At 68.8% G+C, this 20,537-nt stretch carries 21 protein-coding genes; 11 read left to right on the top strand and 10 right to left on the bottom strand.

What is annotated here, in order from left to right; translation table 11 throughout:
• Positions 1-35: 35 nt before the first annotated feature.
• Positions 36-287 carry an amphi-Trp domain-containing protein gene (locus tag ACIA49_RS04565; RefSeq protein ID WP_396375706.1) on the bottom strand — a complete coding sequence of 84 codons (252 nt, stop codon included), beginning with the start codon at positions 285-287 and terminating at the stop codon, positions 36-38.
• A 73-nt stretch (positions 288-360) separates the two neighbouring features.
• On the opposite strand from ACIA49_RS04565, the gene ACIA49_RS04560 reads away from it, so the two are divergent.
• Genes ACIA49_RS04560 through ACIA49_RS04550 form a run of 3 tightly spaced genes read left to right on the top strand, consistent with a single transcriptional unit; the run spans position 361 to position 2,153 of the window.
• Positions 361-687: an ArsR/SmtB family transcription factor gene (locus ACIA49_RS04560; RefSeq protein WP_396375705.1), complete on the top strand. Its 327-nt coding sequence runs from the start codon at positions 361-363 to the stop codon at positions 685-687.
• Positions 684-1,484 carry a VOC family protein gene (locus tag ACIA49_RS04555; RefSeq protein WP_396375704.1) on the top strand — a complete coding sequence of 267 codons (801 nt, stop codon included), beginning with the start codon at positions 684-686 and terminating at the stop codon, positions 1,482-1,484. The genes ACIA49_RS04560 and ACIA49_RS04555 overlap by 4 nt, the downstream gene beginning before the upstream one ends.
• Entirely contained in the window at positions 1,485-2,153 is a 669-nt protein-coding gene (locus tag ACIA49_RS04550) for a phosphotransferase (protein WP_396375703.1), read from the top strand.
• On the opposite strand, the gene ACIA49_RS04545 is transcribed toward ACIA49_RS04550, so the two are convergent.
• Positions 2,150-2,878, bottom strand: a complete 729-nt coding sequence (locus tag ACIA49_RS04545; protein ID WP_396375701.1) for an SDR family NAD(P)-dependent oxidoreductase — start codon at positions 2,876-2,878, stop codon at positions 2,150-2,152. The two genes, ACIA49_RS04550 and ACIA49_RS04545, sit on opposite strands and share 4 nt — an antisense overlap.
• Positions 2,879-2,895: 17 nt before the next feature.
• Positions 2,896-3,633 (bottom strand): SDR family NAD(P)-dependent oxidoreductase, encoded by a 738-nt coding sequence (locus ACIA49_RS04540; protein WP_396375700.1) that lies wholly within the window; start codon positions 3,631-3,633, stop codon positions 2,896-2,898.
• A 102-nt stretch (positions 3,634-3,735) separates the two neighbouring features.
• Here ACIA49_RS04540 and ACIA49_RS04535 point away from each other — a divergent pair, with 102 nt between their 5' ends.
• Positions 3,736-4,557, top strand: a complete 822-nt coding sequence (locus tag ACIA49_RS04535) for a helix-turn-helix transcriptional regulator (RefSeq protein ID WP_396375699.1) — start codon at positions 3,736-3,738, stop codon at positions 4,555-4,557.
• On the opposite strand, the gene ACIA49_RS04530 is transcribed toward ACIA49_RS04535, so the two are convergent.
• From ACIA49_RS04530 to ACIA49_RS04510, 5 genes are read right to left on the bottom strand one after another with little or no spacing between them, the layout of a single operon-like run.
• Entirely contained in the window at positions 4,535-5,827 is a 1,293-nt protein-coding gene (locus ACIA49_RS04530; protein ID WP_396375698.1) for a DUF58 domain-containing protein, read from the bottom strand. The two genes, ACIA49_RS04535 and ACIA49_RS04530, sit on opposite strands and share 23 nt — an antisense overlap.
• Positions 5,827-6,798, bottom strand: coding sequence for an AAA family ATPase (locus ACIA49_RS04525; protein ID WP_391546616.1), 972 nt, complete (start codon positions 6,796-6,798; stop codon positions 5,827-5,829). Before ACIA49_RS04525 ends, ACIA49_RS04530 begins: the two co-directional genes overlap by 1 nt.
• Positions 6,795-7,943: a DUF4350 domain-containing protein gene (locus tag ACIA49_RS04520; protein WP_396375697.1), complete on the bottom strand. Its 1,149-nt coding sequence runs from the start codon at positions 7,941-7,943 to the stop codon at positions 6,795-6,797. Before ACIA49_RS04520 ends, ACIA49_RS04525 begins: the two co-directional genes overlap by 4 nt.
• On the bottom strand, positions 7,940-8,572 hold the full coding sequence (locus ACIA49_RS04515) for a DUF4129 domain-containing protein (RefSeq protein WP_396375696.1): 633 nt from the start codon (positions 8,570-8,572) through the stop codon (positions 7,940-7,942). Before ACIA49_RS04515 ends, ACIA49_RS04520 begins: the two co-directional genes overlap by 4 nt.
• The gene (locus ACIA49_RS04510; protein ID WP_396375695.1) at positions 8,569-9,585 is read right to left on the bottom strand and encodes a hypothetical protein; all 1,017 of its coding nucleotides are present in this window, start codon (positions 9,583-9,585) and stop codon (positions 8,569-8,571) included. Before ACIA49_RS04510 ends, ACIA49_RS04515 begins: the two co-directional genes overlap by 4 nt.
• Positions 9,586-9,797: 212 nt before the next feature.
• Between ACIA49_RS04510 and mtrA the strand changes: the two genes are divergently transcribed.
• The 5 genes from mtrA (at position 9,798) to hpf (ending at position 15,656) form a co-directional block, all read left to right on the top strand.
• Positions 9,798-10,475, top strand: a complete 678-nt coding sequence (mtrA, locus tag ACIA49_RS04505) for an MtrAB system response regulator MtrA (protein WP_141859693.1) — start codon at positions 9,798-9,800, stop codon at positions 10,473-10,475.
• Positions 10,476-10,564: 89 nt separating this feature from the next.
• Positions 10,565-12,247 (top strand): MtrAB system histidine kinase MtrB, encoded by a 1,683-nt coding sequence (mtrB, locus tag ACIA49_RS04500; protein ID WP_396375694.1) that lies wholly within the window; start codon positions 10,565-10,567, stop codon positions 12,245-12,247.
• Positions 12,244-14,031 carry an LpqB family beta-propeller domain-containing protein gene (locus ACIA49_RS04495; protein WP_396375693.1) on the top strand — a complete coding sequence of 596 codons (1,788 nt, stop codon included), beginning with the start codon at positions 12,244-12,246 and terminating at the stop codon, positions 14,029-14,031. The genes mtrB and ACIA49_RS04495 overlap by 4 nt, the downstream gene beginning before the upstream one ends.
• A 69-nt stretch (positions 14,032-14,100) precedes the next feature.
• On the top strand, positions 14,101-14,784 hold the full coding sequence (locus tag ACIA49_RS04490; RefSeq protein ID WP_396375692.1) for a ComF family protein: 684 nt from the start codon (positions 14,101-14,103) through the stop codon (positions 14,782-14,784).
• A gap of 248 nt (positions 14,785-15,032) precedes the next feature.
• Positions 15,033-15,656: a ribosome hibernation-promoting factor, HPF/YfiA family gene (gene hpf, locus ACIA49_RS04485; protein WP_396375691.1), complete on the top strand. Its 624-nt coding sequence runs from the start codon at positions 15,033-15,035 to the stop codon at positions 15,654-15,656.
• Positions 15,657-15,750: 94 nt separating this feature from the next.
• Here hpf and ACIA49_RS04480 read toward each other — a convergent pair whose 3' ends face one another.
• Both ACIA49_RS04480 and ACIA49_RS04475 read right to left on the bottom strand, forming a co-directional pair.
• Positions 15,751-16,554, bottom strand: a complete 804-nt coding sequence (locus ACIA49_RS04480; protein WP_396375690.1) for a S1 family peptidase — start codon at positions 16,552-16,554, stop codon at positions 15,751-15,753.
• A 116-nt stretch (positions 16,555-16,670) separates the two neighbouring features.
• Complete coding sequence (locus ACIA49_RS04475) at positions 16,671-17,453, bottom strand: hypothetical protein (RefSeq protein ID WP_396375689.1); 783 nt, start codon at positions 17,451-17,453, stop codon at positions 16,671-16,673.
• Between the two features lie 196 nt (positions 17,454-17,649).
• Between ACIA49_RS04475 and ACIA49_RS04470 the strand changes: the two genes are divergently transcribed.
• Together ACIA49_RS04470 and ACIA49_RS04465 are read left to right on the top strand one after the other, a co-directional pair.
• The gene (locus ACIA49_RS04470; protein WP_396375688.1) at positions 17,650-19,008 is read left to right on the top strand and encodes a BTAD domain-containing putative transcriptional regulator; all 1,359 of its coding nucleotides are present in this window, start codon (positions 17,650-17,652) and stop codon (positions 19,006-19,008) included.
• Positions 19,005-20,510 (top strand): BTAD domain-containing putative transcriptional regulator, encoded by a 1,506-nt coding sequence (locus tag ACIA49_RS04465; RefSeq protein WP_396375687.1) that lies wholly within the window; start codon positions 19,005-19,007, stop codon positions 20,508-20,510. The genes ACIA49_RS04470 and ACIA49_RS04465 overlap by 4 nt, the downstream gene beginning before the upstream one ends.
• The last annotated feature ends 27 nt before the right edge of the window (positions 20,511-20,537 follow it).

Below are 20,537 nucleotides of genomic sequence, written 5' to 3'. Positions count from 1 at the left end.
GGCCGCGCATTTCAGGGGATATCCGGTCAAATGGCTCAGACCGCGTCGTCGTCCTCGGGGTCCTCGTCGGCGTCGGCGTGGGACCACTTCAGCTGGAACTCGACCTCTTCCTCGTCCTCGGAGCGCTCGTGCTCGACGCTGATCCGCGCGTTCTGCGGAACGGTGAAGCGCTCGCCGGCGATCTGGATCCGGAACGGCTTGCCCGCCTCCAGGGCATCGGCCAGCCGACGGAGCTTGGCGGCGAACTCGGCGACGGTGTAGTCCTTCTCGACATCTCTCTCACTCATGGGCACCATCCAACCAACTCAGGGGTCCTTCGAGCGGTTGACAATAGTTCACATCTGGTAGAACTATTGCGGCATGGTGGAAGATCAGGTCGATCGGTTCTTCGAGGTACTCGCCGATCCGACCCGGCGGCAGGTGGTGCAGCTGCTGGGTGAGGGTCCGCAGCGGGCCGGTCAGCTCGCGGTGGCGACCGGTTCGTCGTCACCGGCGATGAGCCGGCATCTCCGGATCCTGCTCGAGGCAGGACTGGTCGCCGACGAGCGGGTGCCCGATGACGCCCGCGTCCGCCTCTTCCGGCTGAACCCTGAGCCCGTGGTCGCCGTACAGGCCTGGCTCGACCAAGTGCAGGCGCATTGGCGCGAGCAGTTGGGCGCCTTCAAACGACACGTGGAGAAGTCATGACCGAACAATCAGCGACAGCGTCCGTGGAGGTCGCGGCCGATCCGGCGACTGCCTTCCGGATCTTCACCGAAGAGATCGACCTGTGGTGGGTGCGCGGCCCGATCAACTTCTTCGACGCCGCCCGTGCCACCGCGATGCAGATCGAGCCAGGCGTCGGCGGCCGCATCCTCGAGGTCTACACGCCACCGGACGACGTGCTCGAGCTCGGCCGGATCACCGACTGGGAGCCGGGTGAACTCTTCGCCTACCGCAGTTCGGTCGACGACACCGAGACCCGCATCACCTTCGAGCCGGCCAGCGACGGTACTCGCGTCACCGTCGTACAGGCTCTGATCGCCGGTGGCGAGAAGGCCTTCTACTTCTGGAAGAACGTCATCAAGTGGGTGCCGCAGTGGGTCGCCCGGCGCGATGACGCACCCAGTACGCCGCGCGAACTCGACCGGCTCGCCATCGGCTTGTACTACGAGGATCCGGCCGCCGCGGCTCGTTGGCTGCACACCGTCTTCGGCCTCGATTCGTGGACGAGCATTCCCGCCGAAGGCACCGCCCCGTCCTGGGTCGAGCTGAACGTCGGCGACCGCAGCGTCATGCTCTTCCGCCGTACCGGCGACCGCGCACCCCAGCACGACCACAGCACCTGGATCTACGTCGACGACCTCGACGCCCACTTCGCCCACACGCAGGAGTCCGGCGCCAAGATCCTCAGCGAGATCCATCAGTACGGCTACCGCCGGTACGAGACCGAAGACCTGGAAGGCCACCACTGGACCTTCGCCCAGGCCCGGCCCACCCAGTAGATGCAGCCCGGCCGCATCACCCCAGGCGTCGTACGGATCGGTGACACCGTACGACGCCCCGCGTCCCCCGGGACTCCCGACCTGCTCCGGCTGCTCGAGTCCCGCGGCTTCGCCGGAGCCCCGCGCTACCTAGGCCGGGACGACGAGGGCCGCGACATCCTCACCTACCTGGAAGGTGCCGTCGGCCCCTTCCAGCGCTGGCAGGACGAGCAGGTGGCTGCGTTCGGCGTACTCCTCCGCGCCTTCCACGACGCGACCCGCACCGCCCCGCACGAGGTCATCTGTCACCACGACCCAGGCCCCAACAACACGATCTTCCGAGGCGACCGCCCGGTCGCCCTCATCGACTTCGACACCGCAGCCGTAGGCAGCCCGCTGGAAGACCTCGGCTACGCCGCTTGGACCTGGTGCATCGCCTCCAAACACGACGACCCCGACCGCCAAGCCGCGCAGGTCCGAGTCCTCGCCGACGGCTACGCAGCGACCGAGCCCCAACGCGCAGTGCTGGTCGACGCCATCCTCGAACGCCAGTCCCGCAACGTCCGCTTCTGGACCGAGACCCAAGCCGAGGTGACACCCCAGCAACGCGCCGACCGCATCGCCTGGTCCCGACGCGAACACGACTTCACCACCCGCCACCGCCCCACCTTCGAGGCCTGCCTCGGCTAGTGCGCGGTGAGGCCGCCGTCGACGACGAACTCGGCGCCGGTCACGTACGACGACTCGTCGCTCGCGAGGAACAGATAGAGAGTGGCGACCTCGTGCGGCTGGCCGGCGCGGCGCATCGGCGTACGGACGATGTCGGGTTGCTGGTCGCCTTGCTCGTCGAGGATCTCCTGGATCATCGGGGTGGCGATGACGCCGGGATGCACGGAGTTGACCCGGACGCCGCGGGTCGCGTACTCGACGGCGGCGGTCTTCGTGAGCAGACGGACGGCGCCCTTCGAGGCCTGGTACGCCGCGGCCGCGCCACTGCCGATCAGTCCGAGCACCGACGAGGTATTGACGATCGAGCCCGCACCGGATGCCCGCAGCAACGGCAGCATCGCCTTCATACCGAGCCAGGTGCCGGTTTGGTTGACGGCGATCACCCGGTCCCAGTCCGCCTGCGTGGTGCCCTCGATGCCAGGCCAGTCGACGATGCCGGCCAGATTGACCAGTACGTCGAGCCTCCCGAACCGCTCGCGTGTCGCCTCGGCGACGGCCTCCCACTGGCTCTCCGAGGAGACATCGAGCGGGAGTCTCAGGACATCGGCGGTGCTGTCCTGCGGGGAGCCGAGATCGGCGAGTACCAGCTGCGCGCCTTCACGGGCGAACAGCTCGGCTGTCGCACGCCCGATCCCACCGGCCGCGCCGGTGATCAACGCGACCTTGCCTACGAGTCGTCCTGCCATGATGTTGGTGTCCTTTCTCAGGCCGCGGTGTAGCCACCGTCGGCGGCGACGACAGCCCCGGTGACGAACGCGGCCGCCGGTGAGGCGAGGAAGCCGATCACCTCGGCGATCTCGGCGGGCTGTGCCACCCGTCCGAGCGGGTGGGCGCTGCCGAACGACCGCAGGTACTCACGGCTGTCCGGCCGGAAGGTGTCCAGCAGATCGGTCTCGACGACGCCGGGCGCGACCACGTTGGCGCGGATGCCGTGCGGGCCGCCCTCCAGGGCGAGCACCTTGGTCAGCTGGGCCAGCGCACCCTTCGAGGCGCTGTACGCCGACGCGTCGGGCAACCCGACCGTGCAGGCGAACGAGCCGACCGTCACGATCGATCCACCGCCGTGCTCACTCATCACCCGGAACGCCTCACGGGCGTGCAGGAAGACGCCGCGCGCGTTGACCGCCAGCAACTCGTCCCAGTCCGCGGCTGTCGTCTGGGTGATCGGCTTGTTCACCGACCGGCCCGCATTCGCTACCAGGATGTCCAGACCGCCGAAGCGCTCGACCGCGGTCTCCACGGACCGGATCGCGGTGTCCTCGCGGGACACGTCTCCGACGACCGTGGCAAGGCCCGGGAACGGCAGGTCGGCGACATCCGGTCGCAGGTCGGCTGCGACGACGGCTACGCCACGTGCGTGCAGCCAGGCCACGGTAGCGGCTCCGATGCCACGGGCCGCGCCGGTGACGAGTGCGACCTTTCCTTCAAGTGATGAGGTCATGGCGTCCAGCCTTCCGCCGTACGGCGACCTCCGGGAGGGCGTGATTCAGCTGGGTGTGACACACCCAGGTGACGTGTTCGCTGCGGACCTAGGCTGGGAGGCATGAGCAACGAGCTGGGTGACTTCCTCAGGGCCCGCCGGGGACAGCGCTCACCGGAGGCGGCCGGCCTGGCGTACTCCGGGCGCCGGAGCGTGCCTGGGTTACGGCGCGAGGAGGTCGCGGTGCTCGCGGGCGTGAACGTCGACTACTACGCGCGGCTGGAGCAGGGCCGGGAGACGAACCCGTCGGCGCAGGTCCTCGACGCGTTGTGCCGTGCGTTCGACCTCGACGACGACCTGCGCGCCCACTTGTACCGGCTGGCCGGCGTGCTGCCGCCCGCACCGGCTCCGGCGCCGCAGCACGTGAGCCCCGACCTCTACCGGCTGCTGGACGGATATGCCGACGTACCGGCGTTCGTCCTCAACCGCTCGCTGGACCTGTTGGCCACCAACTCGATGGCTCAGGCCCTGTTCGCTCCGTTCCGGCCACCGTGGAACCTGGCTCGGATGGCGTTCCTCGACCCGGCCGGGCCGAGCTTCCACGCGCGGTGGGACTGGACCGCACAGGCGACCGTGGCGAACCTCCGGGCCGCCTCCGGCGTCGATCCGCAGGACCCTGGTCTGCGCAGCCTGATCGCTGAGCTCCGCGCGGACAGCCAGCAGTTCCGCGACCTGTGGGACCGGTACCAGGTCCGTGGGAAGACGAGCGAGCCGAAGCAGTTCGTCCACCCGGCGGTCGGCGCGCTCACACTGACCTACCAGGCGTTCGACGTCCGCAGCGCACCCGGCCAGCAGTTGGTCGTCTACCAGGCTGAACCAGGAACACCGAGCGCCGACGCCCTGGCTCTGTTGGGCTTGGCTGCTAGAGCCGTCCGGCCTTCTTGAGGGCTAGGTAGGTGTCGGCCAGGGCTGGGGCGATCTGGTCCGGGTTCTCGTCTACTACGGTGACGCCGGCTCGGGTGAGGACTGCTGTGACGCGGTCACGGTCGAGGCGGGTTCGGGCGGCGGAAGCGGCGTTGTAGACGTCGATGAGGTCGGTGCGGGTGGACTCGAGCTCGGTGAGGCGCGGGTCGGCCACGGAGGCCAGCACGATGACGTGGCGCTTCAGGAGGGGGCCGATGACGGGGAGGAGGGACTCCTCGATGACGGCTGGGTCCAGGCCAGTGAGGAGGACTACCAGGGAGCGTTGGCCGAGGCGTTCCAGGACCTGGGAGACGACGACTCGGAAGTCGGTCTGCACCAGCTCTGCGTCTACGTTGGCCAGTGCGTTCACGAACGACGGCAGGACGTCCTCGGGCGCAGGACGTCGTACGTCGGCCCGCACCGCGGAATCGCAAGCCAGCAAGGAGACTCGGTCACCGGCGCGAGTGGCGAGCGCCGCCAGCAGGAGGGCGGCGTCCATGGCGTGGTCGAGCCGTGGGGCGTCGCCGACGCGGCCGGCGGACATGCGCCCGGAGTCGATGACGATGGCGACCTGGCGATCGCGCTCGGGCCGCCAAGTCCGCAGTACGACGTTGCCGCGCCGAGCCGTCGCACGCCAGTCGATGCTCCGTACGTCGTCACCAGGCACGTAGTCCCGCAGCGAGTCGAACTCCGTCCCCTGCCCACGCACCAGGAGCGCCGTACGACCGTCCAGCTCACGCAGTCGCGCCAGCCGCGACGGCAGGTGCTTGCGGCTGTTGAACGGCGGCAGCGCACGCACAGTCCACGCCACCTGATGCCCGCCCTGTCGGCCAGCAAAACCGAGCGGACCGATCGAGCGGACGGTCACCCGGTCCGCATGCCGATCCCCACGCCGGGTCGGTAGCAGGTGCGTCGTCAACCGCCGTCGCTCACCGTTGGGCAAGTCCAGCTTGTGCGGAGGATCCAGTACGCCGGCCGACGGCGGCCACGCGTCTCGCAGCAGCCCGCGCACTCGCCGACCTGGGTTGGTCACCAGCAGCTGCACGGCAGCCTGTTCACCCAGCCGTACGGCGGTGTCGCCCTCACGGGTGAACTGCAGCCGCCGCGGAGACCCGGCCAGCAACAGATCGACCAGGCAGACCAAAAAGACCACACCGATGACCAGTCCGACGCCGGACCAGCTCGGCATCACCAGGGCGACGAACACCACCCCAAGACCAGCCAGCAGTCCGGCCCTGCCAGTGAGAACCATCAGCGTGGGACGGGCACGGTCGCGAGGACGCTCTCCAGCACCGCATCCGCGCTGACGCCTTCGAGCTCGGCCTCCGGACGCACCTGCACTCGATGCCGCAGGCAAGGACGTGCCATGGCCTTCACATCATCCGGGATGACGTAGTCGCGACCAGACAGCCAGGCCCACGCTCTCGACACCGCCAGCAGCGCAGTCGCACCACGCGGCGACACTCCGAGCTGCAACGACGGCGACTGCCGGGTCGCCCGACACAGGTCCACGACGTAGGCCAGAACGTCCTCTCGCACCGCCACCCGCCGTACGGCGTTCTGTCCGGCCAGCAGGTCTTCCGGCCCGGCCACTGGCCGCAGTCCGGCAGCCTCGAGGTCACGCGGGTCGAAGCCCTGTGCGTGCCGAGCCAGTACGGCGATCTCGGCGTCTCGCGGCGGCATGTCCAGCGTCACCTTGAGCAGGAACCGGTCCAGCTGCGCCTCCGGCAGCGGGTAGGTGCCCTCATACTCGATCGGGTTCTGTGTCGCGGCGACTACGAACGGCACGGGCAGCTTGCGGGAGACACCGTCGACGGTGACCTGCCGCTCCTCCATCGCCTCCAGCAACGCCGCCTGCGTCTTCGGGGGCGTCCGGTTGATCTCGTCCGCCAGCATGATGTTGGTGAACACGGGACCCGGCCGGAACTCGAACTCGCTCGTCTTCGCGTCGTACACGAGCGAACCGGTCACGTCACCCGGCATCAGGTCCGGAGTGAACTGCACCCGCTTGGTCTCCAGCCGCATCGCCATCGACAGCGCCCGCACCATCAGCGTCTTCGCCGTACCCGGCACGCCTTCCAGCAGCACGTGGCCACGGCAGAGCAGCGCCAGCACCAGCGCGGTGACCGCAGTCTCCTGCCCGACGACCGCCTTGCCGATCTCGGTCCGCAGCGCCACCAGCGCCTGCCTGGCCTGGTCGGCGCTGACCTCTGTAGTGGTCACGGGTGTCGTACCTCCTGCATGAGTACGTCTAGTACGTCGGACAAGTTCAACAGAGCGGCGTCGTCGAGCGGGGGCATGCCGTAGAGGGCCTCGTACAGAGTGATCGGGTCCCAGCCGGTGCGGGCCGCCAGGGTGGCAACCACTGCACTCGGCTCGGCACGCCGCGGAATGCCATGTGCCTTGTAGAGCTGGGCGAGCGCTGACTCGCGGAGCGCCGCCGCAGCCCGGTCGCGAGCCCGTGACCGCCGGTAGAGCCGCGCACGGCCCTCGGTGGTCTCGGCCGCGTGCACGATCACCGGCAGCCGCTCCACGACCACAGGTCCGAGCCGCCGCCCCCGCCACACCGCAACCACCAGTACGGCGAACGCGAGCGCCCAGCCGATGTAGCGAACATCCGGCGGGACCAACGGGGGACCGTCGTCGCCGGCGTCGTCCACACCGTCGCTCTCGAACTGGGGGAGGTACCAGGTGAGGTCTTTGTGCGTGCCGATCAGGTTGAGTGCCAATGCGGCGTTGCCGTCGTCCGCAAGCTCGTCGTTGGTGAAAGAACGCGACGAGCCGACGACGTCGACCGTGCGGCCACTGGCGACGATCCGGACCACGGTGTGGTTGATTCCGTCGCCGTAGCAAGTCTGGGCACCCGCCGGCGCGGAGTACGTCGTACCGCCGACTGTGACGGTGCCGGCCTTCACCGCGGCAGGCAGGTCGCATCCTGGCTCGCGGCTGGCCGAGCTGAGCACCTGGCTGGCGTCCTTCACCCCAGGTGCGAGCACTGCCAGCTCACGAGAGCTAGGCCGGATCAGAATCAGGTGGCTCCAGCCGGCGTCGTCGATCCGCTGCCAGTCGTCGCGGTCCAGTGCGCCATTCGGCCCGATCAGCAGGGCCTTGCCCGCACCAGATGCCGTGGCGTCGCTCAGGAACTCCGTCCCCTGCACGTTGACGCCGTGCTTCTTCAGCAGGTTCGCCAGCGCCCGTGCGCCGTCCCGCTCGGTCGAGTCCGGGCTGAACGGTCCCGACGTACTGGCAGTCGTGGCGATCAGTACGACGATCGACACCAGCACGATGATCCCGGTGATCAGCATCGGCTTCCGGAGCGCACGCCAGCTCTCAGCGGCTCCCCGTCCGACCGGAACGCTCGTGCTCATCGGCTCACCGTCAACCGAGCGCTCCGGGCCGCGTTGTCGGCGGTCACGACCACGGCGTACCGCTCGGCCGTTCCCGGACGGTTGCCGTAGACAACCTCAGTGAAGGCCAGCGCAGCCGGCTGCAGGGAGTCGCGCAGCGTCGGCACCGCACGGCCCGCATCCGCCACCACCTCGTACGCCGTCCGGCCAGCGCGGTCGTCGAGGACAGTCCGCTCGACCAACTCGGCCACACACGCCCGGAACCGGCTGCGGATCGCGTGCGTGTAGTCACCCGACGAGGCCTCCCGCTCGGCCTGGGCCCGGTACTCCGCTGCGTTCCGTGGCTTGGCCGTGTCGAACACAGCCTGCTTCTTGCTGCTCTTCGAAGTCCGCAGCACCCCGGCTCGCCAGAGCACCACCACGATGATCAGCGCGATCAGTGCGACCAGCAGGATCAGTCCGAGATGGCCGTTGGGGGAGGTGCCGGTGACGTTGTTCAACAGGTCGGCGATCCACTCGATCAGCTTGTTGAGGGCGCGCTCGATCAGCGAACCACCCGACTGCCGGTAGGCGGACTTCGACAGCTCCTCCGCGGCCTCACGGGCAGCCTGGTCACGCAGGACGTCGACCGGCGGTTCGGCGAAGATCACGCGGTACCTCCCGAGCGCAGGGACGGACGCATCCACAGATCGAGGCCCTCACGCCGGATCCGCAGGTCCAGATAGACCAGAGCCTGTACGGCGGACATGAAGGCCAGGCTGGCGATCAGGGTCAGCACCGTCGCGATACCGGCCGCGGCTCCGACCGCGATGGCGATCACCATGCCGCCGGTGCTGTCACTGGAGTCGGCCCAGGAGCCGACCGTGATCACCAGCGTCGTGACACCGAACTGCAGGGCGTAGCTGACGATGTTGACCACCACGCTGCCGAAGATCAGGATGCCGAACACCCGCCAGAACTTGCCCTTCACCAACTGCCACGAGCGCCGCAGCGAACCCCAGATGCCGACCCGGGCCGGGATGTGCAGCCCGATGTCCGGCGCGTGCTTGCCCTCCATCAGGACGACGGTTCCGGCGAGTACCAGCCGCACACCGAAGATCAGCACCAGCAGTCCGCCGAGCATCATCAGTACGACGGCGACCGCGCCGGCCACCGCACCTGAGATCGCCGACTCCGCTCCGGCCCCGATGCCGAACACGGCCAGCATCCAGCCGCCGATCAGGACCAGGAACGACAGGGACTGCAGAAGCCCCACAGCGGCCAGCGCAGGCAGCGCCGGCCGCACCAGCCGGAGTAGCTCGCGGGCGCTGACCTGATGACCCAGCTGGCTGCGCACTGCGGCCAGAGCGATGATCCCGGCCAGCGTGCTGGACACCACCGCGAACAGCACCAGCTGAACGCCGTACGTGAGCAGCAAAGCCCCACCGGCCTGCTCGAACGGGTCATCGGCACCGAAGAACCCACTGAGCCCACCCGGTACGGCGACCTCCGTCAGCACGGCCTGGACCGCCAGCAGCGCGACCGCGGCGAGCACCGGGAGACCCAGCATGATCGTCTTGTTGTCCGAGATCGTCCGGGCCGCGTTGTCGAGCAGATCGGCCGGCAGCCAGGGGCGCAGCGGCTCGGCCGCAGGGTCCTCATGCAGCCTGATGTCGTCGCTCATGTCCGCCTCCCCTCCGCCTGTGGGTGCACCCCGAGTTGTCGCCTCGCCGGGCCGTGCACCATGATCACAGCCCAAACCGGGGTCAATCGGCGATCCGGCGTGTGCACTACCCAGGGAATGGGACACTATCCGTAGTGCGGACGGACGGCATGCACCGGGCGCACGACGAGTCGGACGGCAAGGAGCAGCGCGTGGCAGATGGTAACCGGACGATGCGGGGTCGCATTCTCATCGTCGACGACGACACCGCGTTGTCGGAGATGCTCAGCATCGTGCTGCGCAACGAGGGGTACGACACGTATCTGTGCGCGACCGGTGACAAGGCGGTACCGGCGTTCCGGGAGTTCAAGCCGGACCTGTTGCTGCTCGACCTGATGCTGCCCGGGATGGACGGGATCGACGTCTGCCGGGCGATCCGGGCCGAGTCCGGCGTACCGATCGTGATGCTGACCGCGAAGAGCGACACCGTGGACGTGGTGCTCGGCCTGGAGTCCGGGGCCGACGACTACGTGGTCAAGCCGTTCAAGCCGAAGGAGCTGGTGGCCCGGATCCGGGCCCGCCTGCGCCGGATGGACGAGCCCGGCCCGGAGTCGCTGACGATCGGCGACCTGACCATCGACGTGGCCGGCCACTCGGTGAAGCGGGCCGGCGAGACCATTCAGCTGACGCCGCTGGAGTTCGACCTGCTGGTCTGCCTGGCCTCCAAGCCCTGGCAGGTGTTCACCCGCGAGGTGCTGCTGGAGCAGGTCTGGGGTTACCGGCACGCCGCCGACACCCGCCTGGTCAACGTGCACGTCCAGCGGCTGCGCTCCAAGATCGAGAAGGACCCTGAGCACCCGGAGATCGTCGTGACGGTCCGCGGTGTCGGTTACAAGGCTGGTGCGGACTGATCGAGTACGGACGCGACCACGAGTCGCAGACTGTCTCCGACCCCGCCGCACCGGTGGGGCCGGATCAGTCGGCCCCGCCCGAGCAGGAGGTGGCCGAGCCGCGCGGTACCGAGCTGGAGCTGACGTCCGCGGCGGCTGAGTGGCATGCCTACCCACAGCCGCTCTGGCGCACGCACCCGAAGTACTGGCCGGACATCTGGCGGCGTTCCATCCAGGCCCGGATCGTCACCGGCACCCTGCTGATGTCGACCGTGGTTCTGCTGCTGGTCGGCTGGGTGATGATGAGCCAGGTCACCGACGGTGTGCTGGAGTCCCGTCGTGACAGTGCCCAGGCCGAGGCGGTCGCACAGCTGACGTCACTGAGCTCCCAGCTGAACGCGGCCGACCCGACCACGATCAACCAGCGGCTCTCCGAGCTGGTCCTCGGCGCCAACCGCCCCGGCCTGTACGACGTGCTGCTCGTCCCGATCGGCAACACCGGCTCGAACGCGATCCGCTACACCGGACTGGTCGACAGCGACTCGCTCCCGCAGGCACTGGTCTCGTCGGTGAACAGCAACGACACCAAGCTGTGGGACACGTACACGGTCATCAAGTACAGCGACAACACCAGTGCACCCGGTCTGGTCATCGGCTCCCAGCTGCGCATCACCAGCACCCAGGACCGGTACGCCGTCTACTTCCTGTTCCCGCTCAATGCGCAGCAGGTCACCCTGGACGTCGTACAGCAGGCTCTGATCACTGCCGGGCTGCTGCTGGTCGTCCTGCTCGGCGCAGTGGCCTGGCTGGTCACCCGGCAGGTGGTCACGCCCGTGCGGATGGCACGCCGGATCGCGGAGCGGCTCGCGGCCGGCAAGCTCGAGGAGCGGATGCAGGTCCGTGGTACCGACGACCTGGCCCGGCTGGCGGTCTCGTTCAACAAGATGGCGAGCAACCTGCAGCGCCAGATCCGCCGGCTGGAGGACCTCTCCCGGCTGCAGCGCCGGTTCGTCTCCGACGTGTCCCACGAGCTGCGCACCCCGCTGACCACGGTCCGGATGGCTGCCGACCTGCTGCACGAGACCCGCGACGAGTTCGACCCGATGAGCCGCCGCTCGGTCGAGCTCCTGCAGAACGAGCTCAACCGGTTCGAGGAGCTGCTCGCCGACCTGCTGGAGATCAGCAGGTTCGACGCCGGTGCGGCCGCGCTCGACCTGGAGGACGTGGACCTGCGCGACATCGTCAACCGGGTGCTGGAGAACTACGAGACGCTGCTGCAGGCCAAGGGCTGCGAGGTGCAGCTCAACATGCCGGAGCAGTGCCGCGCCCAGGTCGACGCCCGCCGGATCGAGCGCATCCTCCGGAACCTGATCGGCAACGCGATCGAGCACAGCGAGGGCCTGCCGATCCTGATCAGTACGGCGAACGACGACGACGCGGCGGCGGTCGCGGTCCGGGACCACGGTGTGGGCTTCCGGGCCGAGGAGGCCGAGATGGTGTTCAGCCGGTTCTGGCGGGCCGACCCGGCCCGGGCGCGAACCACCGGTGGCACGGGTCTCGGTTTGTCGATCGCCCTGGAGGACGCTCGCCTGCACGGCGGCCGGCTCGACGCCTGGGGTTCACCGGGCGAGGGCGCGTACTTCCGGCTCACGCTGCCGCGCCGGCCTGATGTGGCGCTGGCCGGATCACCGCTACCGGCCCGCCCGGCGGACGCCGTACGGGTGATCACTGAGAAGTCGCTGGTCGACGTCGGAGCGCCGTACCAGAAGCTGACGGGTGGTGAGGAGCTGTGAGGCGCCGCCTGCTCGTGGTGCTGCTGGCCGGGCTCGTCTTGCTGTCGGGGTGCGCGACGGTGCCGACCAAGGGCGCGATCCGGAACAGCAACCGGGAGGGCCTGGCCCTGGACGCCGGTGGTGTCGGTGTCGAGGCGAAACCGCCGCGCGCGGATGCCAAGCCGGACGCGATCGTGGCCGGGTTCCTGGAGGCCATGTCGGACTCCAGGAACGGCTTCGAGCAGGCCCGGCTCTACATGACCCCGCAGGCCGCGGCGAAGTGGAAGCCCGAGGTCCGCACGATCGTGTACGACCAGGGCGACGACCAGGTGAATCCGGCCGACGACAACTTCGTGCTGACCGCGACCAGGATCTCCACCATCGACGACCGCGGCGAGTGGTCGCCGGCCGCGCCGGCGGACAAGCACATCAAGTTCACCTTCAAGATGGTCAAGGTGAACGGGCAGTGGCGGGTGGATTCGGTCCCGTCGGGCGCGCTGCTGGGCAGCAACCAGGTCGCGATCAAGCTCGCGCCGCGCGACCTGTACTTCTTCTCCCGGGACCGCCGGACGCTGGTCCCGGACACCGTCTACCTGGCGCAGAACAACCTGTCCCCGGGGCAAGCCGCGACCCAACTGGTCCAGGAGCTGCTGCGAGGCCCGACCAAGCGGCTCGGCAACGGCGCCATCTCGATCGCGCCCCCGGGAACGGCCATCCAGGTGTCGGTTCCGGTCGAGCTCGGTGAGGCGACCGTGGCGCTCAACGACGTCGCCGGGCAGCTGCTGGACGACGACAGACACCGGTTGGCGGCCCAGATCGTCTGGACCCTGAACCAGATCAGCCTGAAGGTCAAGATCACCGTGAACGGCGCACCGCTGCTGCCGGAGGACCCGGGCGTGATCCCGTTCTCGTCGTTCCCCGACAACGATCCGGCCGCCCCCACCGCCGCGTCGACCGTCCTGTACGGCCTGCTGAGCGGCAAGGTGCAACGCGTCGACGGACTCGACGGCGCCTCCGAACAGACCGTCCGTGGACTCAACTCGAGCCAGCTCTACCCGTACGACGCGGAGTCGTTCGCGGTGAGCCTGCGCGGTGACTCGGGTGCCATCGTCACCATGGACCAGGGCAAGAAGGTGGTCGCGGTCGCGAAACTCGACCCCGGCGAGAACGCCAAGGACGAGCCCAAGCCCAAGACGTTCGGCGTCGACGGCCGGGTGCTGCGGCCGTCCTTCGACAACCTGGACAACCTGTGGGTGCTGGACCGGGCCGACAGCTCGTCGCCGCGACTCCGCGTCCGCACCCGCGACGGCGTTCTGGAAACCTTGTCGGTGGACTTCCACGGCGACGTGCCGCGGGTGCTGCGGATGGCGCCGGACGGGGTCCGCGCGCTGCTGGTGCTGAAGTCCGCCAAGACGCACCAGAACACCGTGCAGACCGCGACCGTGCAGCCCGCCCCGAACGGCAAGGGTCTGATGCTCGGTCAGCTCCGCGACCTCCAGGTGCCGCTGGTCGCGATCACGGATGCGGCCTGGTCCAAGAAGGGCATCCTGGTCGCCGGCCGGTCGGCCTCCGGTACCCTCGCGCAGCCCTGGTTCGTGAACGCGGACGGCTCGAACCCGCAGGTACTGCCCGGCAGTACGCCACCCTTCGGGATCGAGACCATCGCCTCCAACGCGAACCCGAACATCCTGCCGGTCTTCGAGGACCCGCAGGGACACGTGCACTGGCAGACGCGCGACCTCGAGTGGGTGACTCCGGTCGGGGACGACAAACTCGCCGACGTGGTGCCCACCTACCCCGGCTGAATCCCAGGGTTTTCCACAGGTCGCCCGAAGGCGCTTGTGGACGCCTGCCGGAGTGGCCAAGGTGGTGGGGTGTGGGGTGCCGCGGTCGACCTGCTGCTCGGAGGCGACTGCGCCGGCTGTGGACGTCCGGGCGTGACGTTGTGTGATGGTTGCCGGGGGCTCCTGAGCCGGTTGACTCCGTTCCGTGCCTGGCCAGATCCGCCGCCGAGCGGACTGGCACCGCCGACCGCGGCCGCGCCGTACGGCGAAGAGATCCGCCGGCTCGTCATCGCGCACAAGGAGAACGCCCGGTACCCGTTGGCTCAACCGCTCGGGGCAGCGCTGGCGACCGCCGTACAGGCTGCGCTTGGGGAGCATCGGGGCGGGTGGCTGGTGCCGGTTCCGTCAGCGAGGGCGACGGTGCGCCAGCGCGGCCACGACCCGCTGCGGCGGATCACCCGGGCCGCCGTACGGGCCCTGCGTGCACAGGGGATCGAGGCCCGGCTCGCTCCGGCACTACGGCTGGTACGGCGTCCTGACGACCAGGCGGGCCTGTCCGCACAACGCCGTACCACCAACCTGGCCGGGGCTTTCGGCCTCCGTTCGCGCTGGGCTGAACTGCTGACGGATCAACCGATCGTCGTCGTCGACGACGTGATCACCACCGGCTCCACGCTCGCCGAGGCGTGCCGAGCCCTGGAATCACAGGGAATTCCGGTGCTCGGCTGTGCCGTGGTCGCCGCGACCCCGAGACGTTTACCGTCTGGTTCATGAGAACTTCTCTACCGGTTTTCGCCGAAGCCGACTAGCGTTGGTGCATGACACCCGCTTGGGCTTGTCGAGCAGTCGAGTGGCGCAGGACCGGATCAGCCGGATTCCTGGCCGCGGGCTCCGACCGGCGCCACGACGGGTGTCTTTCGTTTCGGGCTCCCCAGCACCTGTAGTCCTCACCAAGGAGAAGAGTTCCGAACCGTCGGGGGTCCGGAGACGTAAGAAGAAGTCGCCGATCGATGGAGGTTTCCGTGGACGTCGTTGTCAAGGGTCATCACTGCGAGGTCAGTGACCGCTTCCGGCAGTACGTCGAGGAAAAACTCGAGCGAATCGAGAAGGTCGACCACCGGGTACTGCGGTGCGAGGTGGAAGTCAGCCAGGAGAAGAACCCGCGACAGCACGACCGGGCGATGCGTGTCGAGCTCACCATGTACACCAAGGGTCCGGTGGTCCGCGCCGAAGCGTGCGGTGAGACCAAGCAGGCAGCGTTCGACGTCTGCCTGGACAGGCTCAGTTCCCAGGTCCGCAAGGCGGCCGACCGTCGCCGCGTGCACGGCGGGCGCACACCCGAGGGCCTGCGGCACCTGAACGCCAAGCAGCCGGTGACCGGCAACGACCCCGTGGTGGAAGAGACAACCGCCGAGGACGAGGTAGCGACCTACAAGGTCGGCTCGCTGACCGTCACCGGGGACGGTCCCCTGGTGATGCGCGAGAAGACGCACACCGCCAAGCCGATGTCCCTGGACCAGGCCCTCTACGAGCTGGAACTGGTCGGGCACGACTTCTACCTGTTCGTCGACGCCGACGACAACCAGCCCAGCGTCGTCTACCGGCGGCGCGGCTACGACTACGGCGTGATCCGCCTGGCGGTCTAAGGCCCACAGGCTGTCGTTTCCGAGTTCACAGAAAGGGCCCGGGTTCCTCGCGGAATCCGGGCCCTTTCGCCTTCCCCTGTGAAGGTCTCTGTGGTTAGCCGATCTGGTCCTGCAGTTCGGTGGCGTAGGTCGCGACCTCGGCGTAGACGCCCGGGTGACCCGCCTCGGCGCAGCCGATGCCCCAGGAGACGACACCGAAGAGGCGGCCGTTCAGCACCAGCGGACCGCCCGAGTCGCCCTGGCACGAGTCCTTGCCGCCGTCCTTGTAGCCGGCGCAGATCTCACCCGCCGCGGAGTAGCCCTCGGCCTTGTAGGCGTCGGCGCAGTAGTCGTCGCCGAGCACGGGGACGGCCACTGTCTGGAAGGTGTCCGCCGGACCGGTGCCGCCGGTCGAGCCCCAGCCGTAGACGACCGAGGCGGCGCCGACGGTGTCGGCCGCCTGGCTGGTCTCCAGCGCCAGGGTCGGTACGCCGTCGAACGGCGTCGCCAACGTCATGACCGCCACATCGTGCCCTGGCTCCTGCCCGTACTTCGGGTCGACCCAGATGCTGCTGACCTTCGACTCCTTGCCGGTGGCGGTCTCGCTGAGCTTGTCCCGGCCCTGGATCGCGGTGTAGGTCCCGGGCTCCTGGTCCGCGCAGTGCGCTGCGGTGACGATCTTGTTCGCCGCGACGAGTGTGGAACCGCACCACTGGCCGCTCGGTACCGGAGAGCCGCTGTTGTTCAGTGCGATCGCCCACGGGGTGTCCGCGGTGTGGGCGATCGCGCCGCCGACGATGCGGGTCTTCGGGCCGTCCGGCGCAGGTGCTGCACTCGCTGTGGCCACCGCACCGACGGACGCCGCCGTCAGGGCGCCGGCGGCGAGAAGGGCGCGTACCAGCTGCAGTCGTGCTGTCATGCCTCACACTCCAGGGGTCAGGAGCCGTGCGGGCGGCACGGCTTCCTCGACGACCCTCTCCCGATTACCCGAGGTAGCATACCTCTCACTTGCGGTAACACTGGAGTTATGACCTCTCAGAGGCCCATCTGCTTCCCGTCGATCACGCTGTCCTTCGACGGTGCCGTCGGGGCCTTGATCTTGTTGTAGTCGCTGAACCCGAAGGACTCGCCGTCGGTGCCCAGCTCCATCCGGACCGGCCGGGCGGTGGTGCTGTCCACCCAGAGCGTGCCCTCGCCGTCGTTCAGCCCGATCGACGGGACGCCGTCGACGGTCTTCTGCGGCTTCTTGGTCAGTGCTCCGGACGGCTGGAAGGTGCCGGCGACGAAGGTGTCCCGGGTGACCAGGTCGATCATGTCCTGGAAGTCGCTGTCCTTCTTGGTCAGCTTGATCCAGCGGCCCTTGAGGATCGCGACGGTCGCGTTGATCTCGGCCGGCTTGTCCTTCTCGGCCTTGCCCTGGGCGCGGAGGTACTTCTCGCTGAGCTGCAGGTAGGCGGTCTTGCCGATGACGGTGATCCCGATCGGACTGCCGTCGACGGTGAAGGTGCCCTGCCCGCCGGTCTTGGTCATGTGCACGTCGATGGCGGTCTTCTCGCCCTCGTCCACGAACGAGCCGCGCAGCCGGACGCTGTCGGCAGCGAGGATGGCCGCCTTGGACTTGGCGAACAGCGCCTTGGCGTCCAGGCCGGCGAGGCCGGTGGGCGTCGGGGTCGGGGTCGGCGTGGTCACGTCGGCCTTGGTGGTGGTGAGCGGCGTCGACGAGGGCTGGCTGACCGGCTCCTTGGCCGGGCCACAGGCGGTCGTGGCCGCGGCGAGCACGGCGGTCGTAGCGATGGTGCGGATCCAGGGGAAGGACATGATGGCGGTGCGCTTTCTCTCTGTACGGCGGCCCGATCGGCCGGCGTCTGGTACGAACTATGAGGTACGGCGGTCTCCGGGCTGCTGCGGTTTCACTGCGCAGCGCTGCCGTTCCACTGCGCTCGTACTGCCGTCGTACCGCAGAGGCCCCTGATTCCGGTCTGCTCGGCCCCTGCTGCCTGGATAGAATGCGCCGGTGGAGGACTCCGTCCGGTTCGAGCTGCTCGGACCGCTGCGGGCGTATCGCGGCCTCCAGGAGCTTGAGCTGGGACCAGCCCGGCAGCAGGCGGTCCTGGCGACACTGCTGCTCGCCGCGAACCACGCCGTACCGGCGAGTGAGATCGTCGATCAGGTCTGGGGTGACGAGCCGCCGGCGAACGGCGCTAACGTCGTACAGAAGTACGTCGCCGGGCTGCGGCGGGTTCTGGAGCCGGACCGGCTCCCGCGCGCGGCCGGGCAACTGCTCACGTCCACTCCGGCGGGTTATCGGCTGTCAGTGCCACCGGGCGGCTCAGACCTGGATGTGTTCACCGCCCATGTGGATGAGGCCCGTCGGCTCCGTGCACTTGGTTGCCGCGCTGAAGCGACCGCTGAGCTCCGGACTGGGCTGCTGCTGTGGCGGTCCGAGCCGCTGGCCGGTCTGACAGGTGGTTACTTCGACGCGACCCGCGCTCAGTTGGCCGGTGACCGTGCTGCGGCTCTGGAGGAGTGGGCCGAGCTGGAGCTCGAGCAGGGCAGGGAACAGGCGCTGCTTCCCGAGCTCTCCCGACTGATCGCCGAGTACCCACGACGCCAGCGACTCCGGGCTGTGCACGTGCTCGCGCTCTACCGGACCGGCCGCCAGGCGGATGCGCTCACGTCGTACCAGCAGGCACTGCAGCTCGTTGGCGGTCGGCCGAGTCCTGAGCTGCAAGCTGCTCACCGTCAGGTACTGCAGAGCGATCGGCCGCCGCCCGTGCCCAGCGTCGAAGCCGAACCGATGCTGACCCATTACTGGCCGGAGCCGGTGCGTGGCCCGCTGGGCTGGAAGGGCTGGACTCTCAAGGTGGCCGCGGCGCTGCTGCCCTCGGTCACCCTGAGCATCGCCGCTGCGCCGCTCATTGGTGGGCTCGCCATCCGGCGTCGCAGCTGGAAGCTGGGCCTGGCGGCGTTGGGCTATCTCGTTTCGTCCATCGCGTTCTTCACCATCGCCAACAAGCGGGTGGACTCGGAGGACTTCGTGCTGATCGACGGCGTGGCGATGACCGGGTTGCTGCTGAGCACAGTGGTGGCAGGCATCCAGGCGGCCTGGCTGATCGCCCCTCGAACCCGTGCGGCGGCGCCGCGGGTGATGGTCGATCTGAACAGTGCTCCGGAGCAGGTGCTGCGTACCCTGCCAGGGATCGAGCCGATGCACGCCGTACTGATCATTGCCGAGCGCAACGCGCGGGGACCGTTCCGGTCGCTGGAGGATGCGGTCGCACGCGGTATGTTCCCCTCGCCGGTGCCGCGGCAGATCGCTGACGTCGTCCTGGTGATCCCAGTCCAGGACGCCCCCAAGGAGGAGCGCCGGTGAGTGCAGTCCGGTTCGAGATTCTCGGACCTTTGCGAGTGACCCGTGAGCAGGAAGAGCTGCCGCTGGGTCCCGCCAAACAGCAGGCGGTGCTCGCGACCCTGCTGGCCGCACCGAACCAGGTGGTGCCCACCGCGCGGATCATCGCCGCGGTCTGGGCCGACGAGCCACCCGTCAACGGGACCAACGTCGTACAGAAGTACGTCGCCGGACTGCGCCGCGTGCTGGAACCGGACCGGGCACCCCGGAGCTCCGGTGAGCTGCTGGTGCTGGAGCCAGGTGGCTACCGAGTGGCTGTGGGCACCAGTGGTTCAGATGCCGACGACTTCGAGGCACAGGTCCAGTCGGCTCGAGCGCTCCGGCAGTCCGGTCAGCTGGCGGAGGCTTCACATCAATTCCAGCACGCCTTGAGCCTCTGGCGTGGTGAACCGTTCGAGGGACTCACCGGTCCGGTCTTCGATGAAGCCCGCCGGCACCTGACCGAGCTGCGTGCCGGTGCGATCGAGGACCGGGCTGAGATCGAGCTGGAGCTCGGGAACTATCTCCCGCTGACCCATGAGCTCCCTGCGCTGGCTCAAACCTTCCCGCTGCGCGAGCGACTGCGCGGCGTACAGATGCTGGCCTTGCATCGCTCCGGGCGGTCCGACGACGCACTGGCGGCGTACCGGGATCTGCAGGAACGCCTGGTCGAGGAGTACGGGGTAGAGCCCGGACCCGACCTGCAGCAGCTGCAAGCGCGCATCTCGAGCAACGACCCGTCGCTGATCCCGGGAGAGCAGCGGGCGGCGACGACTACCCAGGTTCTGCGCCGCGGCGGACGGGACTGGTCGCTGGGACGTGGCTGGCCGGTCAGCATGACCGACCTGATCCCGCCACAACGCCCGCTGTTCGGTCGCGCGGTGATGAAGACTGTCGCCGTACTGATCACTGTGGTCACCTTCGGCTTCGGCGGTGGCGTACTGCTCGCCGTTGTCGCCTACCTCCGCCACAGTCGCTTCCTCGCCCGGGTTGCTGCGGCCTACCTGGTCGCGTGGCTGGCCGGTGCGGTGCTCGCGATCACCGGCGAGGCTGAGCGCATCAGCGTTGCCAACTACCTCGGTCTCTTCCTGCTGCTCCTCGTCCTCGTCGCCAGTGCGATCCACGTCGGCATCACCATCGCCCCGGTCTCGGTACGGCGGATCCGCGGGCTGGCCGCGCTGGACCAGCGCAACCGGTCCCGCCAGGTGCTCGAGCGCGACCCCGGGTTCGCCCGCACTCTCGGCATCGGCCGCCCGCACCTGCAGCGCGAGTACGAAGACGGCGGCCTGATCGACCCGAACGAGGTTCCCGCCGGTGTCCTGACCCGCATCCCCGGCGTCACTGCCCAGCACGCAGCCCTGATCGTCAGCAGCCGCGAACACCACGGCCGCTTCGAAACCCTCAACGACCTCACCGACCGTGGGCTCTTCCCAGCACCGCTGCCTCCCGCCGTCGCGACGTACCTGGTACTTCTTCCGCCCGCATAGCGCCCGGTCAACAATTTCTGTCGGTGG

Source organism: Kribbella sp. NPDC051587, assembly GCF_044453945.1.
Classification (GTDB): domain Bacteria; phylum Actinomycetota; class Actinomycetes; order Propionibacteriales; family Kribbellaceae; genus Kribbella.
Note: the sequence above shows the minus strand (reverse complement) of the source record. Positions and strands in the feature narration are given on the sequence as shown.

Bases quoted from the DNA above. Each gene is read 5' to 3' on its own strand.
- ACIA49_RS04565 (WP_396375706.1), bottom strand. From the start codon at position 287: ATGAGTGAGAGAGATGTCGAGAAGGACTACACCGTCGCCGAGTTCGCC.
- ACIA49_RS04560 (WP_396375705.1), top strand. From the start codon at position 361: ATGGTGGAAGATCAGGTCGATCGGTTCTTCGAGGTACTCGCCGATCCG.
- ACIA49_RS04555 (WP_396375704.1), top strand. From the start codon at position 684: ATGACCGAACAATCAGCGACAGCGTCCGTGGAGGTCGCGGCCGATCCG.
- ACIA49_RS04550 (WP_396375703.1), top strand. From the start codon at position 1,485: ATGCAGCCCGGCCGCATCACCCCAGGCGTCGTACGGATCGGTGACACC.
- ACIA49_RS04545 (WP_396375701.1), bottom strand. From the start codon at position 2,878: ATGGCAGGACGACTCGTAGGCAAGGTCGCGTTGATCACCGGCGCGGCC.
- ACIA49_RS04540 (WP_396375700.1), bottom strand. From the start codon at position 3,633: ATGACCTCATCACTTGAAGGAAAGGTCGCACTCGTCACCGGCGCGGCC.
- ACIA49_RS04535 (WP_396375699.1), top strand. From the start codon at position 3,736: ATGAGCAACGAGCTGGGTGACTTCCTCAGGGCCCGCCGGGGACAGCGC.
- ACIA49_RS04530 (WP_396375698.1), bottom strand. From the start codon at position 5,827: ATGGTTCTCACTGGCAGGGCCGGACTGCTGGCTGGTCTTGGGGTGGTG.
- ACIA49_RS04520 (WP_396375697.1), bottom strand. From the start codon at position 7,943: ATGAGCACGAGCGTTCCGGTCGGACGGGGAGCCGCTGAGAGCTGGCGT.
- ACIA49_RS04510 (WP_396375695.1), bottom strand. From the start codon at position 9,585: ATGAGCGACGACATCAGGCTGCATGAGGACCCTGCGGCCGAGCCGCTG.
- mtrA (WP_141859693.1), top strand. From the start codon at position 9,798: ATGCGGGGTCGCATTCTCATCGTCGACGACGACACCGCGTTGTCGGAG.
- ACIA49_RS04480 (WP_396375690.1), bottom strand. From the start codon at position 16,554: ATGACAGCACGACTGCAGCTGGTACGCGCCCTTCTCGCCGCCGGCGCC.
- ACIA49_RS04475 (WP_396375689.1), bottom strand. From the start codon at position 17,453: ATGTCCTTCCCCTGGATCCGCACCATCGCTACGACCGCCGTGCTCGCC.